Source organism: Geomesophilobacter sediminis, from assembly GCF_016458275.1.
In the GTDB taxonomy this organism is placed as follows: Bacteria; Desulfobacterota; Desulfuromonadia; order Geobacterales; family Geobacteraceae; genus Geomesophilobacter; species Geomesophilobacter sediminis.
The window spans coordinates 247364-267527 of record NZ_JAEMHM010000003.1; the positions used below are offsets into that span (position 1 = coordinate 247364).

Annotated in this window: 15 protein-coding genes and 3 tRNA genes; 8 read left to right on the top strand and 10 right to left on the bottom strand. The window is 64.1% G+C overall.

Features of this window, described 5'->3' with window-relative positions; all coding sequences use genetic code 11:
• Positions 1 to 106 precede the first annotated feature (106 nt).
• The 5 genes from JFN93_RS04470 to JFN93_RS04490 form a co-directional block, all read right to left on the bottom strand.
• The gene (locus tag JFN93_RS04470; RefSeq protein ID WP_199382796.1) at positions 107 to 1393 is read right to left on the bottom strand and encodes an MFS transporter; all 1287 of its coding nucleotides are present in this window, start codon (positions 1391 to 1393) and stop codon (positions 107 to 109) included.
• Positions 1394 to 1609: 216 nt separating this feature from the next.
• On the bottom strand, positions 1610 to 3094 hold the full coding sequence (locus JFN93_RS04475; RefSeq protein WP_199382797.1) for a TolC family protein: 1485 nt from the start codon (positions 3092 to 3094) through the stop codon (positions 1610 to 1612).
• 31 nt (positions 3095 to 3125) lie between these two features.
• Positions 3126 to 4355, bottom strand: a complete 1230-nt coding sequence (locus tag JFN93_RS04480; RefSeq protein ID WP_199382798.1) for an ABC transporter permease — start codon at positions 4353 to 4355, stop codon at positions 3126 to 3128.
• Positions 4352 to 5074 carry an ABC transporter ATP-binding protein gene (locus tag JFN93_RS04485; protein WP_215907681.1) on the bottom strand — a complete coding sequence of 241 codons (723 nt, stop codon included), beginning with the start codon at positions 5072 to 5074 and terminating at the stop codon, positions 4352 to 4354. The genes JFN93_RS04480 and JFN93_RS04485 overlap by 4 nt, the downstream gene beginning before the upstream one ends.
• Entirely contained in the window at positions 5074 to 6312 is a 1239-nt protein-coding gene (locus tag JFN93_RS04490; RefSeq protein WP_328753619.1) for an efflux RND transporter periplasmic adaptor subunit, read from the bottom strand. The genes JFN93_RS04485 and JFN93_RS04490 overlap by 1 nt, the downstream gene beginning before the upstream one ends.
• 447 nt (positions 6313 to 6759) lie before the next feature.
• Here JFN93_RS04490 and JFN93_RS04495 point away from each other — a divergent pair, with 447 nt between their 5' ends.
• The 3 genes from JFN93_RS04495 to JFN93_RS04505 all read left to right on the top strand — a co-directional run bounded on the left by JFN93_RS04495 (position 6760) and on the right by JFN93_RS04505 (position 9826).
• Positions 6760 to 7752, top strand: a complete 993-nt coding sequence (locus JFN93_RS04495) for a phosphatase PAP2 family protein (protein ID WP_199382800.1) — start codon at positions 6760 to 6762, stop codon at positions 7750 to 7752.
• 244 nt (positions 7753 to 7996) lie between these two features.
• Positions 7997 to 8575, top strand: a complete 579-nt coding sequence (locus JFN93_RS04500; protein ID WP_199382801.1) for a superoxide dismutase — start codon at positions 7997 to 7999, stop codon at positions 8573 to 8575.
• Between the two features lie 330 nt (positions 8576 to 8905).
• Positions 8906 to 9826 carry a hypothetical protein gene (locus JFN93_RS04505; RefSeq protein ID WP_199382802.1) on the top strand — a complete coding sequence of 307 codons (921 nt, stop codon included), beginning with the start codon at positions 8906 to 8908 and terminating at the stop codon, positions 9824 to 9826.
• Positions 9827 to 9885: 59 nt separating this feature from the next.
• On the opposite strand, the gene JFN93_RS04510 is transcribed toward JFN93_RS04505, so the two are convergent.
• Both JFN93_RS04510 and JFN93_RS04515 read right to left on the bottom strand, forming a co-directional pair.
• A tRNA-Pro gene (locus JFN93_RS04510) sits at positions 9886 to 9962 on the bottom strand.
• A 70-nt stretch (positions 9963 to 10032) separates the two neighbouring features.
• Positions 10033 to 10119, bottom strand: a tRNA-Leu gene (locus JFN93_RS04515).
• Positions 10120 to 10240: 121 nt separating this feature from the next.
• On the opposite strand from JFN93_RS04515, the gene JFN93_RS04520 reads away from it, so the two are divergent.
• A tRNA-Ala gene (locus JFN93_RS04520) sits at positions 10241 to 10316 on the top strand.
• Positions 10317 to 10601: 285 nt separating this feature from the next.
• A complete protein-coding gene (locus tag JFN93_RS04525) occupies positions 10602 to 10799 on the top strand; it encodes a rhodanese-like domain-containing protein (protein ID WP_199382803.1) in 198 nt (65 codons plus the stop codon).
• 153 nt (positions 10800 to 10952) lie between these two features.
• Here JFN93_RS04525 and JFN93_RS04530 read toward each other — a convergent pair whose 3' ends face one another.
• Genes JFN93_RS04530 through JFN93_RS04540 form a run of 3 tightly spaced genes read right to left on the bottom strand, consistent with a single transcriptional unit; the run spans position 10953 to position 15365 of the window.
• Complete coding sequence (locus tag JFN93_RS04530; RefSeq protein WP_199382804.1) at positions 10953 to 12125, bottom strand: lipocalin-like domain-containing protein; 1173 nt, start codon at positions 12123 to 12125, stop codon at positions 10953 to 10955.
• A gap of 1 nt (position 12126) precedes the next feature.
• Positions 12127 to 14661: an ABC transporter permease gene (locus JFN93_RS04535; protein ID WP_199382805.1), complete on the bottom strand. Its 2535-nt coding sequence runs from the start codon at positions 14659 to 14661 to the stop codon at positions 12127 to 12129.
• The gene (locus JFN93_RS04540) at positions 14658 to 15365 is read right to left on the bottom strand and encodes an ABC transporter ATP-binding protein (RefSeq protein WP_199382806.1); all 708 of its coding nucleotides are present in this window, start codon (positions 15363 to 15365) and stop codon (positions 14658 to 14660) included. The genes JFN93_RS04535 and JFN93_RS04540 overlap by 4 nt, the downstream gene beginning before the upstream one ends.
• 156 nt (positions 15366 to 15521) lie before the next feature.
• Between JFN93_RS04540 and JFN93_RS04545 the strand changes: the two genes are divergently transcribed.
• From JFN93_RS04545 to JFN93_RS04555, 3 genes are all read left to right on the top strand, one after another.
• Entirely contained in the window at positions 15522 to 16811 is a 1290-nt protein-coding gene (locus tag JFN93_RS04545) for an alpha/beta hydrolase family protein (protein ID WP_199382807.1), read from the top strand.
• Complete coding sequence (locus JFN93_RS04550) at positions 16808 to 17581, top strand: MlaA family lipoprotein (protein WP_199382808.1); 774 nt, start codon at positions 16808 to 16810, stop codon at positions 17579 to 17581. Before JFN93_RS04545 ends, JFN93_RS04550 begins: the two co-directional genes overlap by 4 nt.
• 94 nt (positions 17582 to 17675) lie before the next feature.
• The gene (locus JFN93_RS04555) at positions 17676 to 20150 is read left to right on the top strand and encodes an AMP-binding protein (protein WP_199382809.1); all 2475 of its coding nucleotides are present in this window, start codon (positions 17676 to 17678) and stop codon (positions 20148 to 20150) included.
• The last annotated feature ends 14 nt before the right edge of the window (positions 20151 to 20164 follow it).

Below are 20164 nucleotides of genomic sequence, written 5' to 3' on the forward strand. Positions count from 1 at the left end.
TAGTCCCAAAGACAGTCGGACAATAACATAAAAGACGTTTCAGCAGACGCGGCTAACCTGAAAGAAAAGAGAACTGACACTAGCCTTGTTTTAACCGAATGCAAATTCAGGGGAGAATATCCTTTTCCCGGTAGATCGGAAGCACCTGTTCCCTGAACACCGGCAGCCGCAAGGCAAAAAGGATCGCGCCGCAGACGCAGGAAATGCCGCCGATCAGGACGGTGACCGGGGCTCCGACGCGCGAGGCGATCGCCCCGGCAAAAAGGCTGCCGAAGGGAGCCATCCCCATGAACGACATGGTAAACAGGCTCATCACCCTCCCCCGCTTGTCGTCCTCGACGATGGTCTGCAGGATGGTGTTGCAGGAAGCGACCTGGGTCATGGCGCCGTAACCGGAGAACAGCAGGGCGAGCAGCGACAGCCAGAAGTTCCGCGACTGGGAGAAACAGGCGATTCCGACCCCGAAAAGTCCGCAGGAAAGCGCGATGATCCGGCCCAGCCCGATCACGCTCTTGCGCGAGGCGAGGTAGACGGTTCCCGCAAAGGAGCCGACCCCGGCCGCGGCCATGAGAAAGCCGAAGGTGTGGGCGCCGCCGTGCAGCACGTCCCGCGCGAAAACCGGCATCAGGACGGCGTAGGGCATCCCGGTCAGGCTCATCAGGGAAACCAGCAGCAAGATGGTGCGGATCGGCATGAAAGAGAGAGCGTAGCCGAAACCTTCTTTGAGCTCGTGCAGAAAGGATCGCGCGGCGGCGCGCGGCGGCGCGGCTTTTAACCGCATGAGGAAGATGGAGGTGAGTACGGCCAGGTAGCTCAGGCCGTTGATCAGAAAGCAGACCCCCTCCCCGGCAACGGAGATGACCAGGCCGGCGATGGACGGGCCGATCAGGCGGGCGCCGTTGACCATGGAGGAGTTGAGGGCGATGGCGTTGGCGAGAAGGCGTTTTTCCTCGACCATCTCCACGACGAAGGACTGGCGCACCGGGATGTCGACCCCGTTCACGGTACCGAGCCACAGGCTCAGCACCACCAGGTGCCAGACCTGGATGCTGCCGTGAAAAACGAAGAAGGCCAGGAGAAAGGCCTGGAGCATGGCGAAGCTTTGGGTGAGCATCAACAGGCGCCGCCGGTTCCAACGGTCGGCGAGGACACCGGCGATAGGAGCGACGACGAAGGTGGGGGCCTGGCTGCAAAAGCCGATGGTACCGAGCAAAAGCGCCGAGCCGGTGAGCCGGTACACGAGCCAGCTCATGGCGACCTGCTGCATCCAGGTACCGATCAGCGAGACGCTCTGCCCGAAAAAGAAAAGCCGGTAGTTGCGGGATTTCAGGGCGCGGAGGATACCGGTCGACTCCTCCGAGACCCCATCCTGCAACCCGTTCAGTCCGTTCATGGCGTCACCTTCAGCCCAGCCGGGGGCTGGCTCCGCAGCTACCGGTCCCTCTTTCGTCGCGGGGGCTGGCTCCGCAGCTGCCTGTCCCTCTTTCGCCGCGGGGACTGGCTCCGCAGCTGCCTGTCCCCCTTTCGCCGCGGGGACTGGCTCCGCAGGTGCCGGTCCCCCTTTCGACACAAGCTGTGCTTATGCGCGGGCAGGAGAATCTTACTGCCGTTATTTCTTCTTTTCGTAGAGCTGGCCCGCCTCGCGCTGGGTCACCTGGATCCCCACCCGGTCGAGTATTTCGCCGGTGGAGCGCCAGAGCTGGGTCAGCGAGTTGTTGTAATTGACCACCGCGGTGATCTCGTCACCCTGGGCCGCGACGTAGGCCCGAAGGACATCGAACACTTCCTTGGTGGTGGCCAGGCCGACGGCGTTCTTCTTCTGGTAGGCGTCGAGGTTCGCCTTCGCTGCGGCGACCTCCCGCTTGGTCACGTCGATCTGCTTGTAGTTCGAGGCCAGCGCCCGTATTGCGGTGCGGACCTCGTTGGAAACCGACGCCTCCAGGTTCTGCAGCTGGGTCTGCGACTGCTCCAGGAGCAGCTTGCTCTTGATGTAGTCGTTTTCCGCCGTGTGGTTCCCCAAGGGATAGCTGAAGGTGAGCCCCACCCCCCACGCCGGCGCGTCGACCGTGAAGACCTTGCGAACCCCGCCCCCGAAACTGTTGTCGTAGCTCCCCGCACCGACGTTGGCGTTCAGGCTCAGGTCGGGCTGGGTCCGGTTGCGCGCGACCCGCTGCTGCAAATCGTTGATGGTGACCGCGACCCGCTGGTTCACCAGCTCCGGGCGCTGGCCCAGGGCGCGTACCACGGCATCTTTTTCCGCCACCGCAAACGGCTCTTCGGTAGGCGGGTCGACGGGCACGATATCGTCGGTGCCGGGAATCTGGAGCTCCAGGCGCAGCACGTCCATCTGGTCCCGCAACGCCTTCTCCGCGTCGATGATGTTCTTCTCCTGGGTGGCGACGGCGACTTCCGCGCTCAGAATCTCGATCGCCGGGAGAACGCCCGCCTTCACCCGCCCCTGGGTATCAGTCAGGTTGCGCAGCGCGAAGTTGTAGGCGGCCCGCTGCACCTCGAGGTTCTGGCGCAGGCTGTAGAGGGTGAAGTAATCCTTGCGCACCTGGTTGACCACGTCGCTCAGCTTGGTGCGGAAGCGGTCCATCGCCCCTTCCTTGCTGTACTTGGCGACGTTGATGGCGAGCTCGGTGGTCTCCTTCCCGAAGTTCTTCAACAGCGGCTGGCTGAAGGTGAAGTTCACGTTGTTCGTGTAGTAATCCGAGCTGCTGGTGTTCCAGGCGCTGTTGGCATTAACCCCGGCGGTGCCGCCAGTAGAAAGGAGCTGGCTCACCCCCCCCTGGAATTCCAGGGTATCGGTCCGGAAAGGCCCCAGACCCGGTCCGAAAAAGGAGTTGGTGCGGCTGTAGTTGAGGGACAGGTTCAGCCCCGGGTCGTAGATCCCCAGTGCCCGCCAGATGTCGGCCTCGGCCATGGCCGGGTTGTAGAGCTCGACCTTCACGTCGAGGTTTTTCTCCACCGCCGATTTGATGGCGTCGCGGAGTTTCAGGTTGACGGTTCCCTCCTGGGCCTGGGCCGCAGCGGTTCCCAGCAGCAGGGCGGGGGCGACGGCCAGGGCGGCGAAAAAGCGGTTCATCTTCATATCAGGTTCCTCTGCAGTTGCCAAAGTGACGCTATTCGTAGCGGAGTGCGTCGATAGGGTTGAGCGCGGCAGCCTTGCGGGCCGGGTAGAAGCCGAAGAATACGCCAACGCCGGCCGAAAAGGCAAAGGCGATGGCCACGGTATTGATGGAGACGAGGGTGGGCCAACCGACCAGGTTGGCGACCAGGGCCGCGCCGGCGATGCCGACCAGGATGCCGACGATCCCCCCCAAGGTGGTCAGAAGCACCGCCTCGGTGAGAAACTGCAGCATGATGTCGCGCCGCTTGGCTCCGATGGCGACCCGGATGCCGATCTCCCGGGTCCGCTCGGTCACCGAGACCAGCATGATGTTCATGATCCCGATTCCCCCCACCACGAGCGAGATCGAGGCGACCGCGCCCAGGAGCATGGACATGACCTTGGAGGACTGCTCGGAAACGGCGAGGATCTCGGTCAGGTTGCGCACGGTGAAGTCGATCTCGCGGGTAGGCCCGACGCGGTGGCGCTGCTTCAGGAGCTCGGTCACCTCCTCCTCGGCCTTGGAGAGGACCTCCGCGCTTTTCGCCTGGATCATGATGGCACCGACGCTGTTCGGGAACTGGCTCCCCAGGAGCTTGCGCTGCGCGGTGGAGATCGGGACGTAGATCACGTCGTCCTGGTCCTGTCCCTGGGGGGTCTGTCCCTTGTGTGCCAAAAGCCCGATCACGGTGAAGGGGATCTTCCGGATCCGGATGATCTTCCCGATCGGATCCGCGCTCCCGAAGAGGTTCTCGGCCACGGTCTGCCCGATCAGGCAGTTCTTGGCGGCGCCGTCCACATCCGACTGCAGGAGATTGCGCCCCGATTCGATCGGCCATTCGCGCACCAGGAGCATCTCGGGGGTGACCCCGTTGATCACCGTGGTCCAGTTCTGGTTCCCGTAGACGACCGGGCCGCTCCCCCGGACGGTGGGGGCCGCCTGGCCGACCGAGGGGCACTCCGCCTTGATCGCCTTGGCATCGTCGTAGGTCAAGGTGATGATGGCGCCGCTGCCGCTGCGCATGCCGCCGCTGGTGATCGAGCCGGGAAGGACCAGGAGGAGGTTACTCCCGATGCTGGAGATCTGGTCCGAAATCATCTTGCTGGCGCCGGCCCCGATGGCGACCATGGCGATCACCGCGGCGATCCCGATGATGATCCCCAGCATGGTAAGCAGGGCGCGCATCTTGTTGACCCTGAGCGCCCGAAGTGCAATGAGGAGGCTTTGCAACAGCGTGGTCATGCCGCCTCCGTCTTCGGTACCGCCCGGACCGGGGCGGGATTGGCGAGATCGGAGACGATGGCGCCGTCGCGAAAGACGATGTGCCGGGTGGTGAAGGCGGCAACGTCGGGTTCGTGGGTGACCATGATGATGGTGATCCCCTGACGGTTCAGCTCCTGAAAGAGCGCCATGATTTCGACGGTGGTCCGGGTGTCCAGGTTGCCGGTCGGCTCGTCGGCCAGGATGATGGCCGGCTCGTTCACCAGGGCCCGGGCGATGGCGACCCGCTGCTGCTGGCCGCCGGAAAGCTGGTTGCTGTAGTGCCCTTCCCGTCCGGAAAGTCCCACCCGCGCCAGAGCCTGCAGGGCCCGCTCCCGCCGCTGGGCGGCCGGCACCCGGCCGTACACCAGGGGAAGCTCCACGTTTTCCCGGGCCGTGGTGCGCGGAAGCAGGTTGAACCCCTGGAAGACAAAGCCGAGCCTGCGGTTGCGGATCTCGGCAAGCTCGTTGTGGGAGAGGGTGCCGACCTCGGTCCCCTCCAGGAGATAGCGTCCCGAAGTGGGGGTGTCGAGGCAGCCGAGGGTATTCATGCAGGTCGACTTGCCGCTTCCCGAAGCCCCCATGATCGCCACGAACTCCCCTTCCCCGACCGAGAAGGAAACCCCCTTCAGCGCCTCGACGCGTTCCTCGCCCATCAGGTAGACCTTGCGGACCTCTTCCAGGCGTACCACCTCGCGCATCAGAACCTCGGTCCCATGGGCGATCCCATCGCCTTCTTGCCGGTGGTCACCTGCTCCACGACCACCTCGTCCCCTTCCTTGAGCTCCCCGTTCGCCATCTCCACGAACTTGCTGTCCGAGATCCCGGTCTCCACCGATACCGCGCGCGGCGTACCTTCCGGGGTGAGCTGGTAGACGTGCTGGATCGGTTTCATCGGCTGGGGAGCCCCGGATTTCCCGGCCGCGGCGGCCTTGGCGGCAGACGGCTTGACTGCGGCACCCTCCGTTTTCTTTCCTTTCTCGTCCTTATCGGCCTTGGGTTTGAACCGGAGCGCGGCGCTGGGGATCTTGAGCACCCCGTCCTTCTTCTGGGTCACGATGGAGACGTTGGCGGTCATCCCCGGTTTGAGCTTCAGATCGCGGTTATCCACGCTGATGACGGTCACGTAGGTCACCACGTTTTGGGTTACCACCGGGGCGTTGCGGATCTGGGAGACCGTGCCGGTAAACTGCAGCTCCGGGTAGGCATCCACGGTGAAGTTGGCGCTCTGCCCCAGACGGACCCGGCTGATGTCGGACTCGTCGACGCTGGTCTCGATCTGCATCTTGGTGAGATCCTGCGCGATGGTGAAGAGGGTCGGGGTCTGGAAGGAAGCAGCGACCGTCTGGCCGACGTCGACGGCCCGGGAGACGATGATGCCGTCCACCGGAGAACGGATGGTCGAATAGGTGAGGTTGGTTTCCGCCTGGCGCAGCGCGCCTTTGGTCTGGAGCACCTGCGCTTCCGCCGAGCTCAGGCCGGCCACGGCGGTATCGTAGGCGGTCTGGGCCACGTCGAGGTCGCTTTGCGAGACGATCCCCTGCTCGAGAAGCTTCTGGTTTCGGCCCAGGGTCCGCTTGGCGTCGGCGAGGACCACCTTGGCCTTGCCCACGTTGGCAAGGGCATTGAGATGGTTGCCGCGGGCCTGCTCCACCGCGGAGATGAACAGGGCCGGGTCGATCTGGGCGATCGCCTGCCCCTTGCGCACCGGAGAGTTGAAGTCGACGTAGAGCTTGGCGATGGTCCCGGACACCTGGGTCCCCACCTGGACGTTGACGACGGCGTTGATGGTGCCGGTAGCGGATACCGTGGAAACGATCGAGCCTCGCTCGATCTTCACCGTCTTGTATTGCGGCTTGGGAGACTTTTTGAACAGGAAGAACCCGGCGACGGCGAGCACCGCGACCACCGGAACCAGGACAAGAATCAGTTTTTTCACACGTGACCTCGGAAACGGAAATGCTGGAGCGGAAACGGCGGGCGACCAGGCGGTCACGGCCCGCATCCTGCCCGACGGTGCCCAAACCGGCGCCGCACTCCCTGCAGGGGGTGGTGACCCGCCACTATAGAACGGAGAAAAGACCGTGTCCACAACATTTTAAGGGGTCCGGCCCCGCCGGGGGCGACGGTCCGGAAGTGCCGAACGTAGCATCCCTTTGTGCAGCAAAGATGGAGTATGCCGCCCCTCCCCGATCGCCTCGGCTTTTCCTTCCCGAGTTCCCCCCTCCCCTGCTCCGGGCAGGCGGTAAAGATAAAGAATCACATAAATGATTAGCCTTAAATAACCGTATTTGTGTTGTTTTTTCTTTTTGCCGCTTTTATCATGAGCCAACCCAACCCTCCGATCTCGTTAAAGAAGAACCAACCCTAAAAGGAAAAGCACCGCATGCACAAAAAATGGGTGGCAGGACTCGTCCTCGTCGTCTCAACCATGTCGGTTACCCTGCCTGCCGGGGCCGACTCCGGAACATCCCCTTCGCTGCCGGCCGGCACCGCTGCGCCGGCCACACTCGCCCCCCCGCAGGAAAATACCGTTACGCCGCAACCGCCCGAGGGACCCGCACCCTTTTCGGGCAAGCAGAAGGGCGCATACGGTTTGGATGACGCCATTCCTCCGGACCTGAAACCGCAGCCCGATTCGGATCGGATCAACGGCAAGTACCTCATGGGCTACCTGAGCGATGCCGGGAAGATCCTCAGCGCACCGGCCCACTTCGACCGTTACGACTGGCTGAAAGTCGCGGCGGTGGGCGGGGTCGCCGGAAGCCTGTTCCTGATCGACGGCAAGGTGAAGAACTTCGCGCAGAGCCATCAAAACGCGGTCGCCAACAAATTCGCCACCGTCGGCAACGACCTGGGCAACCCGCTTTTCACCCTCCCGCCGTTGGGCGCCTTTTACCTGTACGGCATGCTGAACGACGACGTCAAGGCGCGGCGGACCTCGCTATTGGCGCTGGAGAGTTTCGTTATCAGCGGCGCCATCACCGACGGGATCAAGATCCTGGCCCAGCGGCACCGCCCGAATACCGGCGATTCCCCGTATACCTTCGACGGTCCCAAGCTCGGCCTCAACAACCTCTCGTTCGCCTCCGGGCACACCACCTCGGCGTTCTCCATCGCCACGGTGATCGCCAACCAGTACGCAGACAATCCGTACGTTCCCCCCATCGCGTACGGTCTGGCCACCCTGACCGGGCTATCCCGCATCTACAGTAATGCCCACTGGGCCTCCGACACCTTCGTCGGCGGCGCGATCGGCTACTTCGTGGGGAAGGCGGTATTGAGCTTTCACAAGGAAAAATCGACCCCGAACCGCCTGACCCTGATGCCTTCCCTGAGCAAAGAGATGACCGGCATGACCATGCAGTACTCGTTCTGATTGCCCTCGCCGATTACGTCCGGCACAGGCGGCCCTTCCGTTCATGGGGCCGCCTTTTTTTGTTCCCGCGGCCACCGGGGCGGCATCGGGTTAAATTAATTGACACTAATTCTTTACTCAGTAAACTCTCCCATTGTCGTGCCGGGTGAACGTGCTACCTCCCTGTCCCTCATTACAACGGCACAGTCATCCGGCCACCACCCGGTAGCCAGGCTACGGGATCCACCGCGAAGGAGAGCGCATTATGACCTATGAAGCGAAAAATTACGATCATCTGGTGGGGATGCAGGGGTTTAGCGAGGGGTTGCTCAAGAATCACTTCACCCTCTACCAGGGGTACGTCAACAACACCAACACCCTTTACAAGACGCTGAACCAGCTGTTCGAGGAAGGGAAGACCTCCGGCCCGGAATACGGCGAACTGAAGCGCCGCTTCGGCTGGGAATGGAACGGGATGCGGCTTCATGAGCTGTACTTCGAAAACCTCGGCGGGGGCGGACAACTCAACATGGAAGGAAAACTCGGCGCGCGGATCCGCCAGGATTACGGCAGCTATGAAGCCTGGGAGAAGGACTTCATGGCCACCGGGGCGATCCGGGGCATCGGCTGGGCCATCCTCTACCAGGACCAGGCCAGCGGAAAGCTCCTCAACATGTGGATCAACGAGCACCAGCAGGGGCATCCCGCCGGCTGCGTGCCGCTGCTGATCCTCGACGTCTTCGAGCACGCCTTCATGCTCGACTACGGTCTGAAGCGGCCGGATTACATCGCCGCTTTCTTCCAGAACATCAACTGGCAGGCGGTGGAAGGACGGCTCAAGTAAAAGAGACCCTCGGCTCTGCGACGCCATCGGTCCCCGCTTTGGGGACCGCCCGGATGACTCCCGCGGCAGCGACACCGGCAAGGGCCCTTTTTAAGGAAGGGGCCCTTGCTTTTTCAGCATCGATCGGGGAACGCCATGACGACCTATCCTTCGACAGAACCCAGATCAGGCGACGGCAAAAGCGGGGCAAAGTCCCTCCCCCACCGCATGCGCCACCCCGATCCGACGCCAGGCCGGGCTGCGCGCTGCGGTTCGGTCTGCAGGACACCGGTTTCCGGAGTCAGCCCACGGCTGGCGTCAATATTTCTCCGTCTCAAGATCATGACCGCTATGATCTTACTGGTGGCAGCGGCGGCGTACCCGGGTGGCGCCGCCGCGGACGAATTTTACGGACTCGGCGGGGCGACCACGTCGGTGGATCGCAACTTCGGTTCCTATTCGTGGCAGCTTGGCTACACGCAGGACCTCGCCCCGCACTTCGCCGCAAGCGTCAGCTATCTCAACGAGGGACACCTGGACAACCACCGCCGCGACGGGTACGCAGTGCAGTTTTGGGGGAGGACCAATCTCCTCGACGACCACCTCACTCTCGGCGCCGGGATCGGGCCCTACCTCGCCTTCGATACCCAAACGACCGACGGCGGGTACGCCAACCGCCACAGCTGGCAGGCCCTGACCAGTGTCGACGCTACCTGGCGGACCGACGGCGCCCTTATTTTCCTGATCCGGAGCAATTACGTGGCGGGCGGACCGGGACCGGACAGCCTTTCGGCGATGGTGGGGATCGGGGCCCAGTTTCGCAACGATCCGCGCAACAAGACGGTCGAGCTGCAGCGCGCCGACAATGAAATCGCCCTGATGGCCGGGCAGACCATCGTCAACAGCCTGGGGTCGTCGCAGTCGGCGGCCTTCGGGGTCGAGTACCGCAGGGTGGTGATCCCGCACCTGGAGTGGACGGTAAGCCTTCTCGACGAGGGGGAAAACCGCCAGATCGAGCGCGACGGGGTCGCCTCCCAGCTCTGGGTTACCCAGGACCTGTACCACCACCGGTTCACCATCGGTGCCGGCGCAGGGGCCTACCTCGACTTCGGCCACCACGGGGGCGGGTCCCGGTTCAACGGGCTGATCGGGCTGACCGGAGGATACCGGATGACGCCCCACTGGGGCTTCCGGGCGATCTGGGACCGGGTCGTCACCGACTACGACCGCGACGCGGACCTGCTCCTCCTCGGTTTGGCGTACCGGTTCTGAAAGGCCTAAAAATGAAAACGGCCGCCCCGGGAAGGATTCCCAAGGCGGCCGTTTTATTATGGTCGGTGCGACTGGATTCGAACCAGCGACCACTAGACCCCCAGTCTAGTGCGCTACCAGGCTGCGCTACGCACCGATTTCGGCATGGTAAAACAGTTGCGGCAAAACGAGAGGGGTTAGCGGCGGGCTAACCCCTTTATTGAAGCTGGTGCCGGAGGTCGGGCTCGAACCGACACGGGGTCGCCCCCGCTGGATTTTGAGTCCAGTGCGTCTACCAGTTTCACCACTCCGGCCGAAACAGTCTCGGGAATATAGCGGATGAGTTTCTCTTCGTCAAGAATTTAAAAAAAGTTTTCGGCTTGCAAAAAATCGTTGACTCAGCAAATCGGCTCTGCTATAAAGTGAGGACTTCAAGGGGCTGTAGCTCAGTTGGGAGAGCGCTTGAATGGCATTCAAGAGGTCGTCAGTTCGATCCTGATCAGCTCCACCAAAGAAATCAAGGAGTCCGGCACAAGCCGGACTCCTTTTTTTTGTATCCATCCCTCCTGAATTACTTCCCGTCACAGATCCTGCTTCGATTTACTTCAGTAACCTGCTCAGCCCTTCACATTTAATCCATTGTCGGTCCAGGGGGACCGGTACCGGCGGTGCCAGTCCCCCTTTTTGCCTTCCTTGACTTTGAGCCCCCCTTCTCTAACCTTTTCCCCTGGAGTCACGGCAGTTACCCGTGGAGGGTCCGGTCGGACCCGATCCCAGCTCAAAAGGAGGTTTCACCATGGATGTCACCCCGCGCATCGATCCGCAAGAGGTCCAATCCAGGATTCAGACCGGCGAAGCACTTCTGGTCTGCGCCTACGACGACGAGGAGAAATTCCGGGCGCTCCACCTGGAAAAGGCGCTTTCCCGGCACCAGTTCCAGGAAATCCAGCCTTCCCTTCCCAAGGACAAGGAGATCGTCTTCTATTGCGCCTGACCGAAGGAAGCCACGTCCGCCAGTTTGGCGGCGAAATTCATCCAGATGGGTTACCGCAACGCCAAGGCCCTGAGGGGCGGAGTCGACGGCTGGAAACAGGCCGGTTTCAAGCTCATCTGACTGACCAAGGGGCGGCCTCCAAAGCCGCCCCGCTCATTTCCCCCCTGCCGTACCCGCTCCGGCGTATCCGGTCATCTCCAGATAACCCACCCCCTTTGGAGCACCATCTCTTCCCAAAAGCGCCACCGCTCCCTCCCAATAGGGAAAGTTTCCGGTCAGCTCCTGGTCGGCGATGCGGGGCACGACCGCCAGGTCGATCCGCTGCGCCGGCAGTTGCAGCCGCCACCGCGCCGGATAACGGGCGCCGGTCTTGGGGCTGGTCCAGCTCCCTTCCGGAACCAGCACGACCTGCGCGGGGGTAAGCTGCCGGCACCTTCCGTCGGCTTCGACCAACGTCCCCGAACTGAAGGGATCGATCGAACCGTCGCGCCGACGCAGCCGGTACCACATGAGCTCCCTCCCGTCGTCCAACTGCAGGGCGAACCAATCCCACCCCACCTGGTCCGGCTCCAGGGCACTGGTGCTCCATTCCCGGTCCAGCCAGGAACTTCCGGCCACCGTGAAACGGGCCGCTCCGATCCGTACCGTCCCGGTCGTCGCCAGACGGGGCAGGCTGTAATAGTACGAGGCGTTACCCGACGTGGGGCCCTTCCGGCTCAGGCCCCGCTCCCCGTTGAGGACCTCCCGGGTGAGCCTGGCGAGGTCGAGATCGATGCCGTAATCGGCTTCCGAGGCGGCCAGACGGAACCGCTCCGGGCGCTCCGGGATCTGGCGTGCCGTCCAATCTTCCAGCCATACCCGCACCGGCGAGCTTTCGGCTCCGGCAAGCCCCAGTGCGGCACGGCTGAAACGCTCCTCAAAGCGAAACCGTTTCCCGGCGACGTCGGTCAGCGCGAAATGGGCCATGTACACCTGGTTGGCCCCCCACCGGGACCGCCGGTTCGGTGCCCCCGGGGCAAGGGCCAGGCGGAAAAAGGTGAGCTGGTAGCCGAATTTTCTCCCTTCGGCGGTGGCCAGGTTTCCGGTGAAGTACCACCACTCGGTGCGAAAGTCGGGATGGGGGCCGTGGTCCCGGGGAAAGGTAAAGGGTCGTGGGACATAGGCACGGGTGAACCTCGGGTCAGCGGCGCCGCCCAGAACCCCGGTGACCGCGCCCGCGGGGCGCTCGACATGCCCGCTCTTCCGGTCGCCCCCCTGCCGGATGAGGAGCAATCCGGCTCCCAGCACGACGACCGCAATGCCTATACCAAGGGATCGGCGCCGCATCTCATTCCTCCTTCAGGGCCAAAGCCGGCAGGGACCGCGCGATCCGCAGCGACGGGTAGATCCCTCCCAGCACCGCGGCAACCAGCGCAAGCGCTACCGACTGGAGCACCAACAGCGGGTCGATGGAAAGTTCCATGGTCCAGCCGAAGGAACGGAGATTGACCACGTAGATCAGCACCAGGGCCTGGATGATCCCCAGCGGCACCGACAAAATGCCGGAAAGGATGCCGATCAGGGCGGTCTCCCCGATCACGGTCCCCCAGACCTGGGCCGGGGTCAGCCCGAGCGCCCGCATCACCGCCAGTTCCCGGGCGCGCTCGACCTGAAGCGCCATCAGCGCGGCAAGAATGCCGATGCAGGCGACCACCAGGGTCAGCAGGCGGAGCACCCCGGTGATCGCGAAGGTACGGTCGAAAACCTGCACGGTGGCCCGCCGCAGCTCCGCGTTGGAAATGACGAAGACCTCGGCGCTCCCGGCAAGGCGCCGCAGCTGGGCGACCAGTTCCCCGGGGCTCACCCCCGGCCGGGCATAGAAGGACATGCCGTCCACGCCCGGATCGTCCCAGTTGGCAAGATAGGCGCCCCGGCTCATCATCACGATCCCGGCATCGGTGCCGTAATCATAGAAGACGCCGGCGACACCGAAGCTGCGGGGTCCGTGTGCGGTGGCGAGGGTGAGCCGTCTCCCGACCGTCAGATGATGCCGGTAGGCATAGGGCTCGGACACGACCACCGCCTCACCGCGGGAGAATGGTCCCCAGGCGGCTTCCGGGTCGCCTTCCTTGAACCGGTACCCGATGAAGGTGCTTTTGGGCATCTGCAGGGAAAAGATCTCGGTTGCCCCTTCGGCACCCTCCACGCTCACCCGGCGCGACAGGGTATATCCCGCGGCGCCGGGGGCGGCGGCCACCCGTCGCACCAATCCCGGGTCAAGGACCGGGCGCAGCCGCGCGTTCCCCCGGTCGGCCACCCTCAGGTAGACGTCGGCGCGCAGCCAGCTCCCCAGCCACTGCTGCACCGTGTCCCGAAAACTCCCGACCATGATCCCGACCCCGATGGTGGCCGAGACCGCGACGACGAGCGCTGCGGCAGCGACGCCGGTCCGGGAAAGCGATACCACCACCCCGCGCGCCGCCATCTTGCCGATCACCCCGAGCCAGAGGCCAAGGAGCGGGCGGAAGAGGCGGCTTAACACCAGGACGGCTCCGGGGACGGTGAGGGCATAGCCGATGATCACGGCAAAAAGGGCGGCGAAACCGCCGGTGATTCCGGCCGAGGAGACGAAGAAGAGGCCCCCTCCCGCCGCCATCAGCAAGGCTCCGGCGAGCGCCGCCCAAGGGACCAACCGGCGCCTGGTTTCCTCGATGTCGGAGCGGGCCATGGCCGCCCGGGGCGGGGCCCCGGTCGCTTCCAGGGCGGGGGGGAGCGCCGCCGCCAGCGTGGCCCCGACGCCCAGCAGCACCCCTTTGAGTACCGTTTCGGGATAAAGGTGCACCCCGGTCACCTGGAGGGTGAAATACAGGTCGTTGATGGTCCGGGTCACCAGGCGGGTCAGCTCCCGGGCGAGCAGGGAACCGAGGAGAAGGCCGGCAACGGTCCCGGCGGAGCCGAGCAGAAACGCCTCGCCCAGGACGCCGGCGCAGACCTCGCGCCGGGTCACGCCGAGCGCCCGCAGCATCCCGATGGTGCTCCGGCGCGTGATGACCGAGAAGGTCATGGTGTTGTAGATGAGAAACATCCCGACCACGAGCGCGAGGAGGCTGAGCGCGGTGAGGTTCAGGCGGAAGGCGCGGGTCATCCGGTCCAGGGCGCCGGCCCGGGCGCCGGCGGAAACGACGGACGTCCCCCGGGGAAGAAGCTTTTCGAGAGCGGCAAGTTCCCGGGCCCCCGCCTCCCCCTCCGGGAGGACCAGGTCGATCCGGGTAAGCCTCCCTTCCTGGGAGAGGACCTCCTGGGCGGTAGCGATGTCGACAACCAGCACCGAATCCAGCCCCAGCCGGGTCACCGCATCGGGAGGATCGAGGTAGCCGGCCAGGGTCAAAAGCACCCGCCTCCCCCCGCTCTCCACGGTGAACGGCTGGCCGGGACGAAGGCGCAGCGCGGCTGCGGTACTTTGCAGCAACAGGCAGCTCCCCTGCTGGGCCACCAGGGTCTCCAGCAGGGGGCCGGAAAAGTGCCCGGTGTAGGAACGGACCGGGGCCTCGGCAAACGGGTCGATCCCGACCAACTGCAGGGTTCGGTAGGGAGGGGCCGCGGTCTGCACCGGGGCGGTCAGCATCGGGGCGCACTCCCGGATGCCGGAGAGCCTCAAGCTCCGGTAGAGCTCCTCGGGGATCCCGGCCGGCCCGGCGACCACCTGGTGGGTTGCCTTCCCCGCCACCGCCTGGGCGGCGCTGGTAAAGGCCCTCCGGGCGGTCTCGTTGGCCAGGTCGACCGCGGTCACCACCGCCACACCGAGGGCGACCCCGAGGACGGCCAGCACGGTCTGCCACGGATGGCGCAAAAGATGCCGCGCTGCCGCACGCCAGAGGATCATGGTCCCACCCCGGCGGTCATTTCGGTAAGGCGGCCCTCGCGCACGGTCACCACCCGGTCCGCCAGGCGCACCGTCTCCATGCTGTGGGTCACCAGGATCATGGTGGCGCCGCTGGGGCGGATCAGGCGTTCGAAAAGGTCGAGCACCTGCCGGCTGGTCTCGGCGTCGAGGTTTCCGGTCGGCTCGTCGGCCAAAAGCAATTCCGGGCGGTGCACCAGGGCCCGCGCCACGGCCACCCGTTGCTGCTCGCCGCCGGAAAGGCGGTCCGGATAGCTGGAAAAGCGGTCCGACAGCCCCACCTCTTCGAGCAGGTAGCGGGCCCGTTCCCGTCCTTGCTGGTCGAGTTGCCCGCTCAGTTCCAGGGGGAGCAGGAGGTTTTCCCCGACGGTCAGGGTGGGGATCAGGTTGTAAAGCTGGAACACGAAACCGACGTGCCGGCGCCGGAACAGGGTGCGCTCCCGCTCGGAGAGCCGGTTGATCGGCATCCCCTGCACGGCAACGGTCCCCGCGTCCGGGAGGTCGAGGCCCCCCACCAGGTTGAGCAGGGTGGATTTCCCGGAACCGCTGCGCCCGACCAGGAAGAGCCATTCCCCCGGCGCCACGGCAAGCCGCGCGTCCCGGAACACTACCCGCTCCCGGTCCCCTTCCCGATAACTTTTCGCCACCCCGGTCAACTCGACCAGCGGCGCTTCGGACCCCGTCATGCCCGCCTCCGCCTCTCTTATTAAAATGAACCGGTCAATACTACCATATTTGCCGCCGCGCCCTGCATCGCCTTGACAGCATTGGCTGTCGCCGTAACAATTAGACGTCCTTAACTCAGACTTGGCGCAGCGTACATGAAAAAGGAGGGTATGGACATGATGCGAACCTTGACGGTGCTGTTCCTGTGCCTCTTCCTGGCGCCGGCATCAACCCGGGGGGCCGACCCCGAGTATGGCTACCCGCTCCGCAGCGCCTTCGGGTCGTCCATCATCGGGACGCCGGAAAAGCTCAAGCCGAAGCTCCCCGAGTACGTCCCGACCCGGACCCTGGAACTGGAGATCTTCCCGGACCGGAAAAAACCGCCGGTCTTTTTCTACGATCACGGCCTGGTCTCCACCCTTGCCTATCAGAAAAAGAAGGCACCCCTGGTCTTTCTGATCGCCTCCTACGGAGCGAGCAATCTCTCCAGTGCGCAGCAGACGCTGATGAAAACGCTCTATCAGGCCGGATTCCACGTGATCACCCTACCCTCTTCCACCCATCCAAACTTCATCATCTCCGCCTCGAGCAGCTCGGTGCCGGGGGACTTGACCGCGGACGCGGTGGACATGTACCGGGCCATGGAGGCGGCCTGGAACGCGGTCAAACACAAGATCGAGGTGTCCGATTTCTACCTGGTGGGGACGAGCCTCGGGGCCACCCAGGCGGCCTTCGTGGCCCGCTACGACGAGGAGCGGCAGTTCTTCAAATTCCGCAAGGTGATGCTGATCAACCCTTCGGTGAACCTGTACAACTCGGTGAACATGATCGAGGCCCTCCTGGCCAAGATCCCCGGGGGCTCCAACCGCGAGGGGGAATTCTTCAACCGGATGCTCACCCGGTTCATATCCTTTTACCGGGCCGGGAACTTCGTCTCCTTCAACGACCAGTTCCTCTTCGCCGTGTACCAGGAGCAGCTGTTTTCCAACGATGAAGCCGGGGCGCTGATCGGCCTCTCCTACCGGGTGAACCTGGCCGGGCAGATCTTCGCTTCCGACGTTATGACCAACAGCGGCTACATCGTCCCGAAAAACCTGGTGCTCCACTACACCGACCCGCTTTCCGACTACTTCCAGGTGGCCACCCACCTGAGTTTCTTCCAGTTTTTCAACGAGTACCTCTTCCCCTATTTCCGGTCCCAAAATCCCGGTCTCACCCAGGACGCCTTCATTCGCAGCCAGGGGCTCAAGGCGATCGACCCGTACCTGCGGGACAACCCGAAGTTCGGGGTCATCACCAACGAGAACGACTTCATCCTGGCGCCCGGGGAGCTCGACTATCTGAAGGGCCTTTTCGGTCCCAACATCAAGGTTTACCCGTGGGGGGGACACCTGGGGAACCTCGAGTACCGCGACAACCTGGCCTACCTGGTCGAGTTTTTGAAGCGGGAGGGAGGAAAGCCATGAACCACGCCATCGGAACCCTTCGGCGCGGCGCCCTGGTGGCGCTGCTATTCACCCTTTTGGCCGGCTGCGCCACGACCGCCGCCAACCGTCCCGCCCCAGACGTGCCGGCCCGCCACACGGCGGCCGAGTTCCGGGACCTGCGGATCGCCTACGAGCCGGACCCGTGGGAGGGGTTCAACCGGAGCATGTACCAGTTCAACTACTACCTGGACCACTACCTCTTCCTCCCGGTGGTGCACGGCTACGAGTTCATTACCCCGGTTTTCGTCCAGGACCGGGTGTCCGATTTCTTCAACAACCTCGGGGAGATCAAGAACCTGACCAACAGCGTGCTCCAGCTGAAAGGCGGCGAAACCGGGCACACCCTGGCGCGCTTTCTCACCAACTCGACGGTGGGGCTCGGGGGGCTCTTCGACCCGGCGACCACGTGGGGGCTGGAACGGCGTCCGGAGGATTTCGGACTGACGCTGGCCCGCTGGGGGGTCGCCTCCGGGAACTACCTGGTGCTCCCGGTCTTCGGGCCATCCTCGGCGCGGGACGCGGGGGGGCTCGCGGTGGACGGCGGGATATCATATGGTATATATACCCTCGCCGATCCGTTCCGGTCCCTGGACGAGTCCTTCACCATCGAAGCCGGGGTCGCCACCCTCGACGCGATCGACACCCGGCACCAGATTCCGTTCCGCTACTTCGAAAGCGGCTACCCCTTTGAGTACGAAATGGTCCGTTTCTTCACCCGGGAACGGCGGGAGTTGGCCACCAAGAAATAACCATACCGACGGTCTTTGCAACCGGATCCCTTTTCCAAAGGCGGGAACCGACGCCGCGGGAAAGGGATCTTTTTTTTACGAAACGGGAAACGTCATGCAGACCCTGATCGATCTTTTCGAAAGCTTCGCCTCCTACGGAGAACGTCCGGTCTTCGTGGACCGCACCGGGGTGCGCCGTTTGACCGCAAGCTACGCCGAGCTGGACCGGCGCGCCCGGAAGCTGGCGCGCCTCTTTGCCGAGCACGGCGTGGCACCGGGGGACCGGGTGCTCCTTTGGGGGGCGAATTCCTCCTGGTGGGGTGCCTCCTTTTGGGGGATCCTGGCCGCCGGCGCTGTTGCGGTGCCGGTCGACTTCATGAGCGAGCGGGAACGGGCCGAAACGATCGCCCAGCTCACCTCGGCGAAGCTCGTGCTGCAGAGTCGTTACAAACTGGAGCAGATCGGCTCCCGCGATTTCCTGTTTTTCGAAGACCTCCCCTACCTCGTCGAGGGACTGGAGCCGATCGCGGAGATTGCCCGTCCGAAGCCGGAGGACGCCGCGCAGCTCATCTACACCTCGGGCACCACCGGCAACCCCAAGGGGGTCATCCTCACCCATGCCAACCTGGTGGCGAACCTCGCCTCGGTGAACCGCCACATCCCGGTGGTCACCCCGGAATTCACCTTCCTCTCCCTGCTTCCCCTTTCCCACATGTTCGAGCAGATGGGGGGATTCTTCACCCCGCTCTCCCGGGGAGGGCGCATCGTCTACTTGAGAACCCTGAAACCGTCCGCCCTGCTGGAGGCGCTCGCCGAGGAGGACGTCTACGCGGTGATCGCGGTGCCGCGCCTGCTGCAGCTTTTGAAAACCTCAATCGAACGCCAGCTCGCGGAAAAGCACCTGACCGGCGCGTTCCGGGAATTGCAAAAGGTGGCGCCGCGGCTGTCGCCCAAGCTGCGCAAGCTCCTTTTCGCCCCGGTGCAGCGCAAATTCGGGAAACACTTCACCCTCTTCGTCTCGGGCGGCGCGCCGCTGGACCCGGACACCTTCCGATTCTGGCAACAACTCGGGTTTCGGGTGCTGGAGGGGTACGGTCTCACCGAATGCTCCCCGGTCCTCACCGCCAATACCATGGATCGCCAGGTGGCTGGCTCGGTCGGGGTGCCCCTTCCCGACGTGGAACTGCGCCTTGCCGAAAAGGAGATCCAGGCCCGCGGCCCCAACATCTTCCCCGGGTATTACCAAAACGAGGCCGCGACGCAGGGGGCCTTCACCCCGGACGGCTGGTTCCGCACCGGGGATCTCGGTGAGATCGGAGCCGACGGCTGGCTTACCATCAAAGGGAGGGAAAAGGAACTCATCGTCACCGGCGGGGGGGTGAACGTCTTTCCCGACGAACTGGAGGCGGTCCTGAACCGGACCCCGGGGGTGCGCGAAGCCTGCGTCATCGGGGTCGATCGCGGCGGGGGTGAGGAGGTCCATGCGGTGCTGCTTCTGGATGAAAGCGGGGTCGCTCCCGAGACGATCGTGGCGCAAGCCAACCGCCAGCTCGATTCCCTGCACCAGATCACCGGCTACAGCATCTGGAAGGAACCGGAGTTCCCCAAGACGACGACCCTGAAGATCCGCAAGTTCGTGGTCAAGGAGGAGATTCTCAAGGGAGGGGCGCCGGGGGGGGCGGCCAGCCGGGACCGGCTGACCAACCTGATCGCCTCGGTGACCGGCACCTCCGCCGGGGAGATCCGCGAGGAGTCGTTGCTGATGGCCGACCTGGGGCTTACTTCCATCGGGAGGCTGGAGCTGGTCAACTACCTGGAGCAGGAGTTCCGGCTCGACGTCGACGAAGCGGGGATCGGGCCGCAGACCCGCGTCTCCGACCTGCGCCGGATGGTGCAGACGCGGGAAAACGTGCGCCAAAAGGATCACCTGCGTTTTTGGACCAACGCCCCCTGGGCCCGGAGCTGCCGGGCGGCCTGGGACCGCATCTTCCACTTTCCGCTCCTTCGGATGATGGAATCGTTGGAGATCCGGGGGGCGGAGCGGCTGGATGCGCTCCAGGGGCCGGTCCTTTTCATCGCCAACCACTTAAGCTACCTGGACCAGCCGAGCATCATGTACGCCCTCCCACCGGGGCTCCGCTACCGGACCGCCACCGCAGCGTGGGAGGAGTTCTTCTTCCAAGACGACCGGGGGCTCGCCGCCCGCCTCTGGAAACGGCTCACCTACGACTACGGAACCCTCTTCTTCAACCTCTTCCCGCTCCCCCAATCGAAGGGGTTCAGCCGCTCGTTTCGTTTCATGGGAAAACTCGTCGACAACGGCATCAGCATCCTCATCTTCCCGGAAGGAGCCCACTCCCGCGACGGCCAGCTCCAGCTCTTCCAGCCCGGCCTGGGACTCATCGTCAAGGAACTTGGCGTCGCCGTGGTCCCCATAAAAGTAGAGGGCACCGGGAACGTTCTCAATCCCGATACCCTCCGCATCACCCCCGGAAAGGTCCGCGTCACCTTCGGTGCGCCGCTTCGTTTCGGCCCCGAAGAACCCGAGACCATCGTCGCAAAATCCCGCCAGGCGGTCCAGAACCTCTGATCCCCCCTCCCCTT

Coding starts and splice junctions, on each gene's coding strand:
- JFN93_RS04505 (WP_199382802.1), top strand. CDS start 8,906: ATGATCTTACTGGTGGCAGCGGCGGCGTACCCGGGTGGCGCCGCCGCG.
- JFN93_RS04485 (WP_215907681.1), bottom strand. CDS start 5,074: ATGCGCGAGGTGGTACGCCTGGAAGAGGTCCGCAAGGTCTACCTGATG.
- JFN93_RS04500 (WP_199382801.1), top strand. CDS start 7,997: ATGACCTATGAAGCGAAAAATTACGATCATCTGGTGGGGATGCAGGGG.
- JFN93_RS04530 (WP_199382804.1), bottom strand. CDS start 12,125: ATGCGGCGCCGATCCCTTGGTATAGGCATTGCGGTCGTCGTGCTGGGA.
- JFN93_RS04470 (WP_199382796.1), bottom strand. CDS start 1,393: ATGAACGGACTGAACGGGTTGCAGGATGGGGTCTCGGAGGAGTCGACC.
- JFN93_RS04525 (WP_199382803.1), top strand. CDS start 10,602: ATGGATGTCACCCCGCGCATCGATCCGCAAGAGGTCCAATCCAGGATT.
- JFN93_RS04540 (WP_199382806.1), bottom strand. CDS start 15,365: ATGACGGGGTCCGAAGCGCCGCTGGTCGAGTTGACCGGGGTGGCGAAA.
- JFN93_RS04480 (WP_199382798.1), bottom strand. CDS start 4,355: ATGACCACGCTGTTGCAAAGCCTCCTCATTGCACTTCGGGCGCTCAGG.
- JFN93_RS04495 (WP_199382800.1), top strand. CDS start 6,760: ATGCACAAAAAATGGGTGGCAGGACTCGTCCTCGTCGTCTCAACCATG.
- JFN93_RS04555 (WP_199382809.1), top strand. CDS start 17,676: ATGCAGACCCTGATCGATCTTTTCGAAAGCTTCGCCTCCTACGGAGAA.
- JFN93_RS04550 (WP_199382808.1), top strand. CDS start 16,808: ATGAACCACGCCATCGGAACCCTTCGGCGCGGCGCCCTGGTGGCGCTG.
- JFN93_RS04535 (WP_199382805.1), bottom strand. CDS start 14,661: ATGATCCTCTGGCGTGCGGCAGCGCGGCATCTTTTGCGCCATCCGTGG.
- JFN93_RS04545 (WP_199382807.1), top strand. CDS start 15,522: ATGATGCGAACCTTGACGGTGCTGTTCCTGTGCCTCTTCCTGGCGCCG.
- JFN93_RS04475 (WP_199382797.1), bottom strand. CDS start 3,094: ATGAAGATGAACCGCTTTTTCGCCGCCCTGGCCGTCGCCCCCGCCCTG.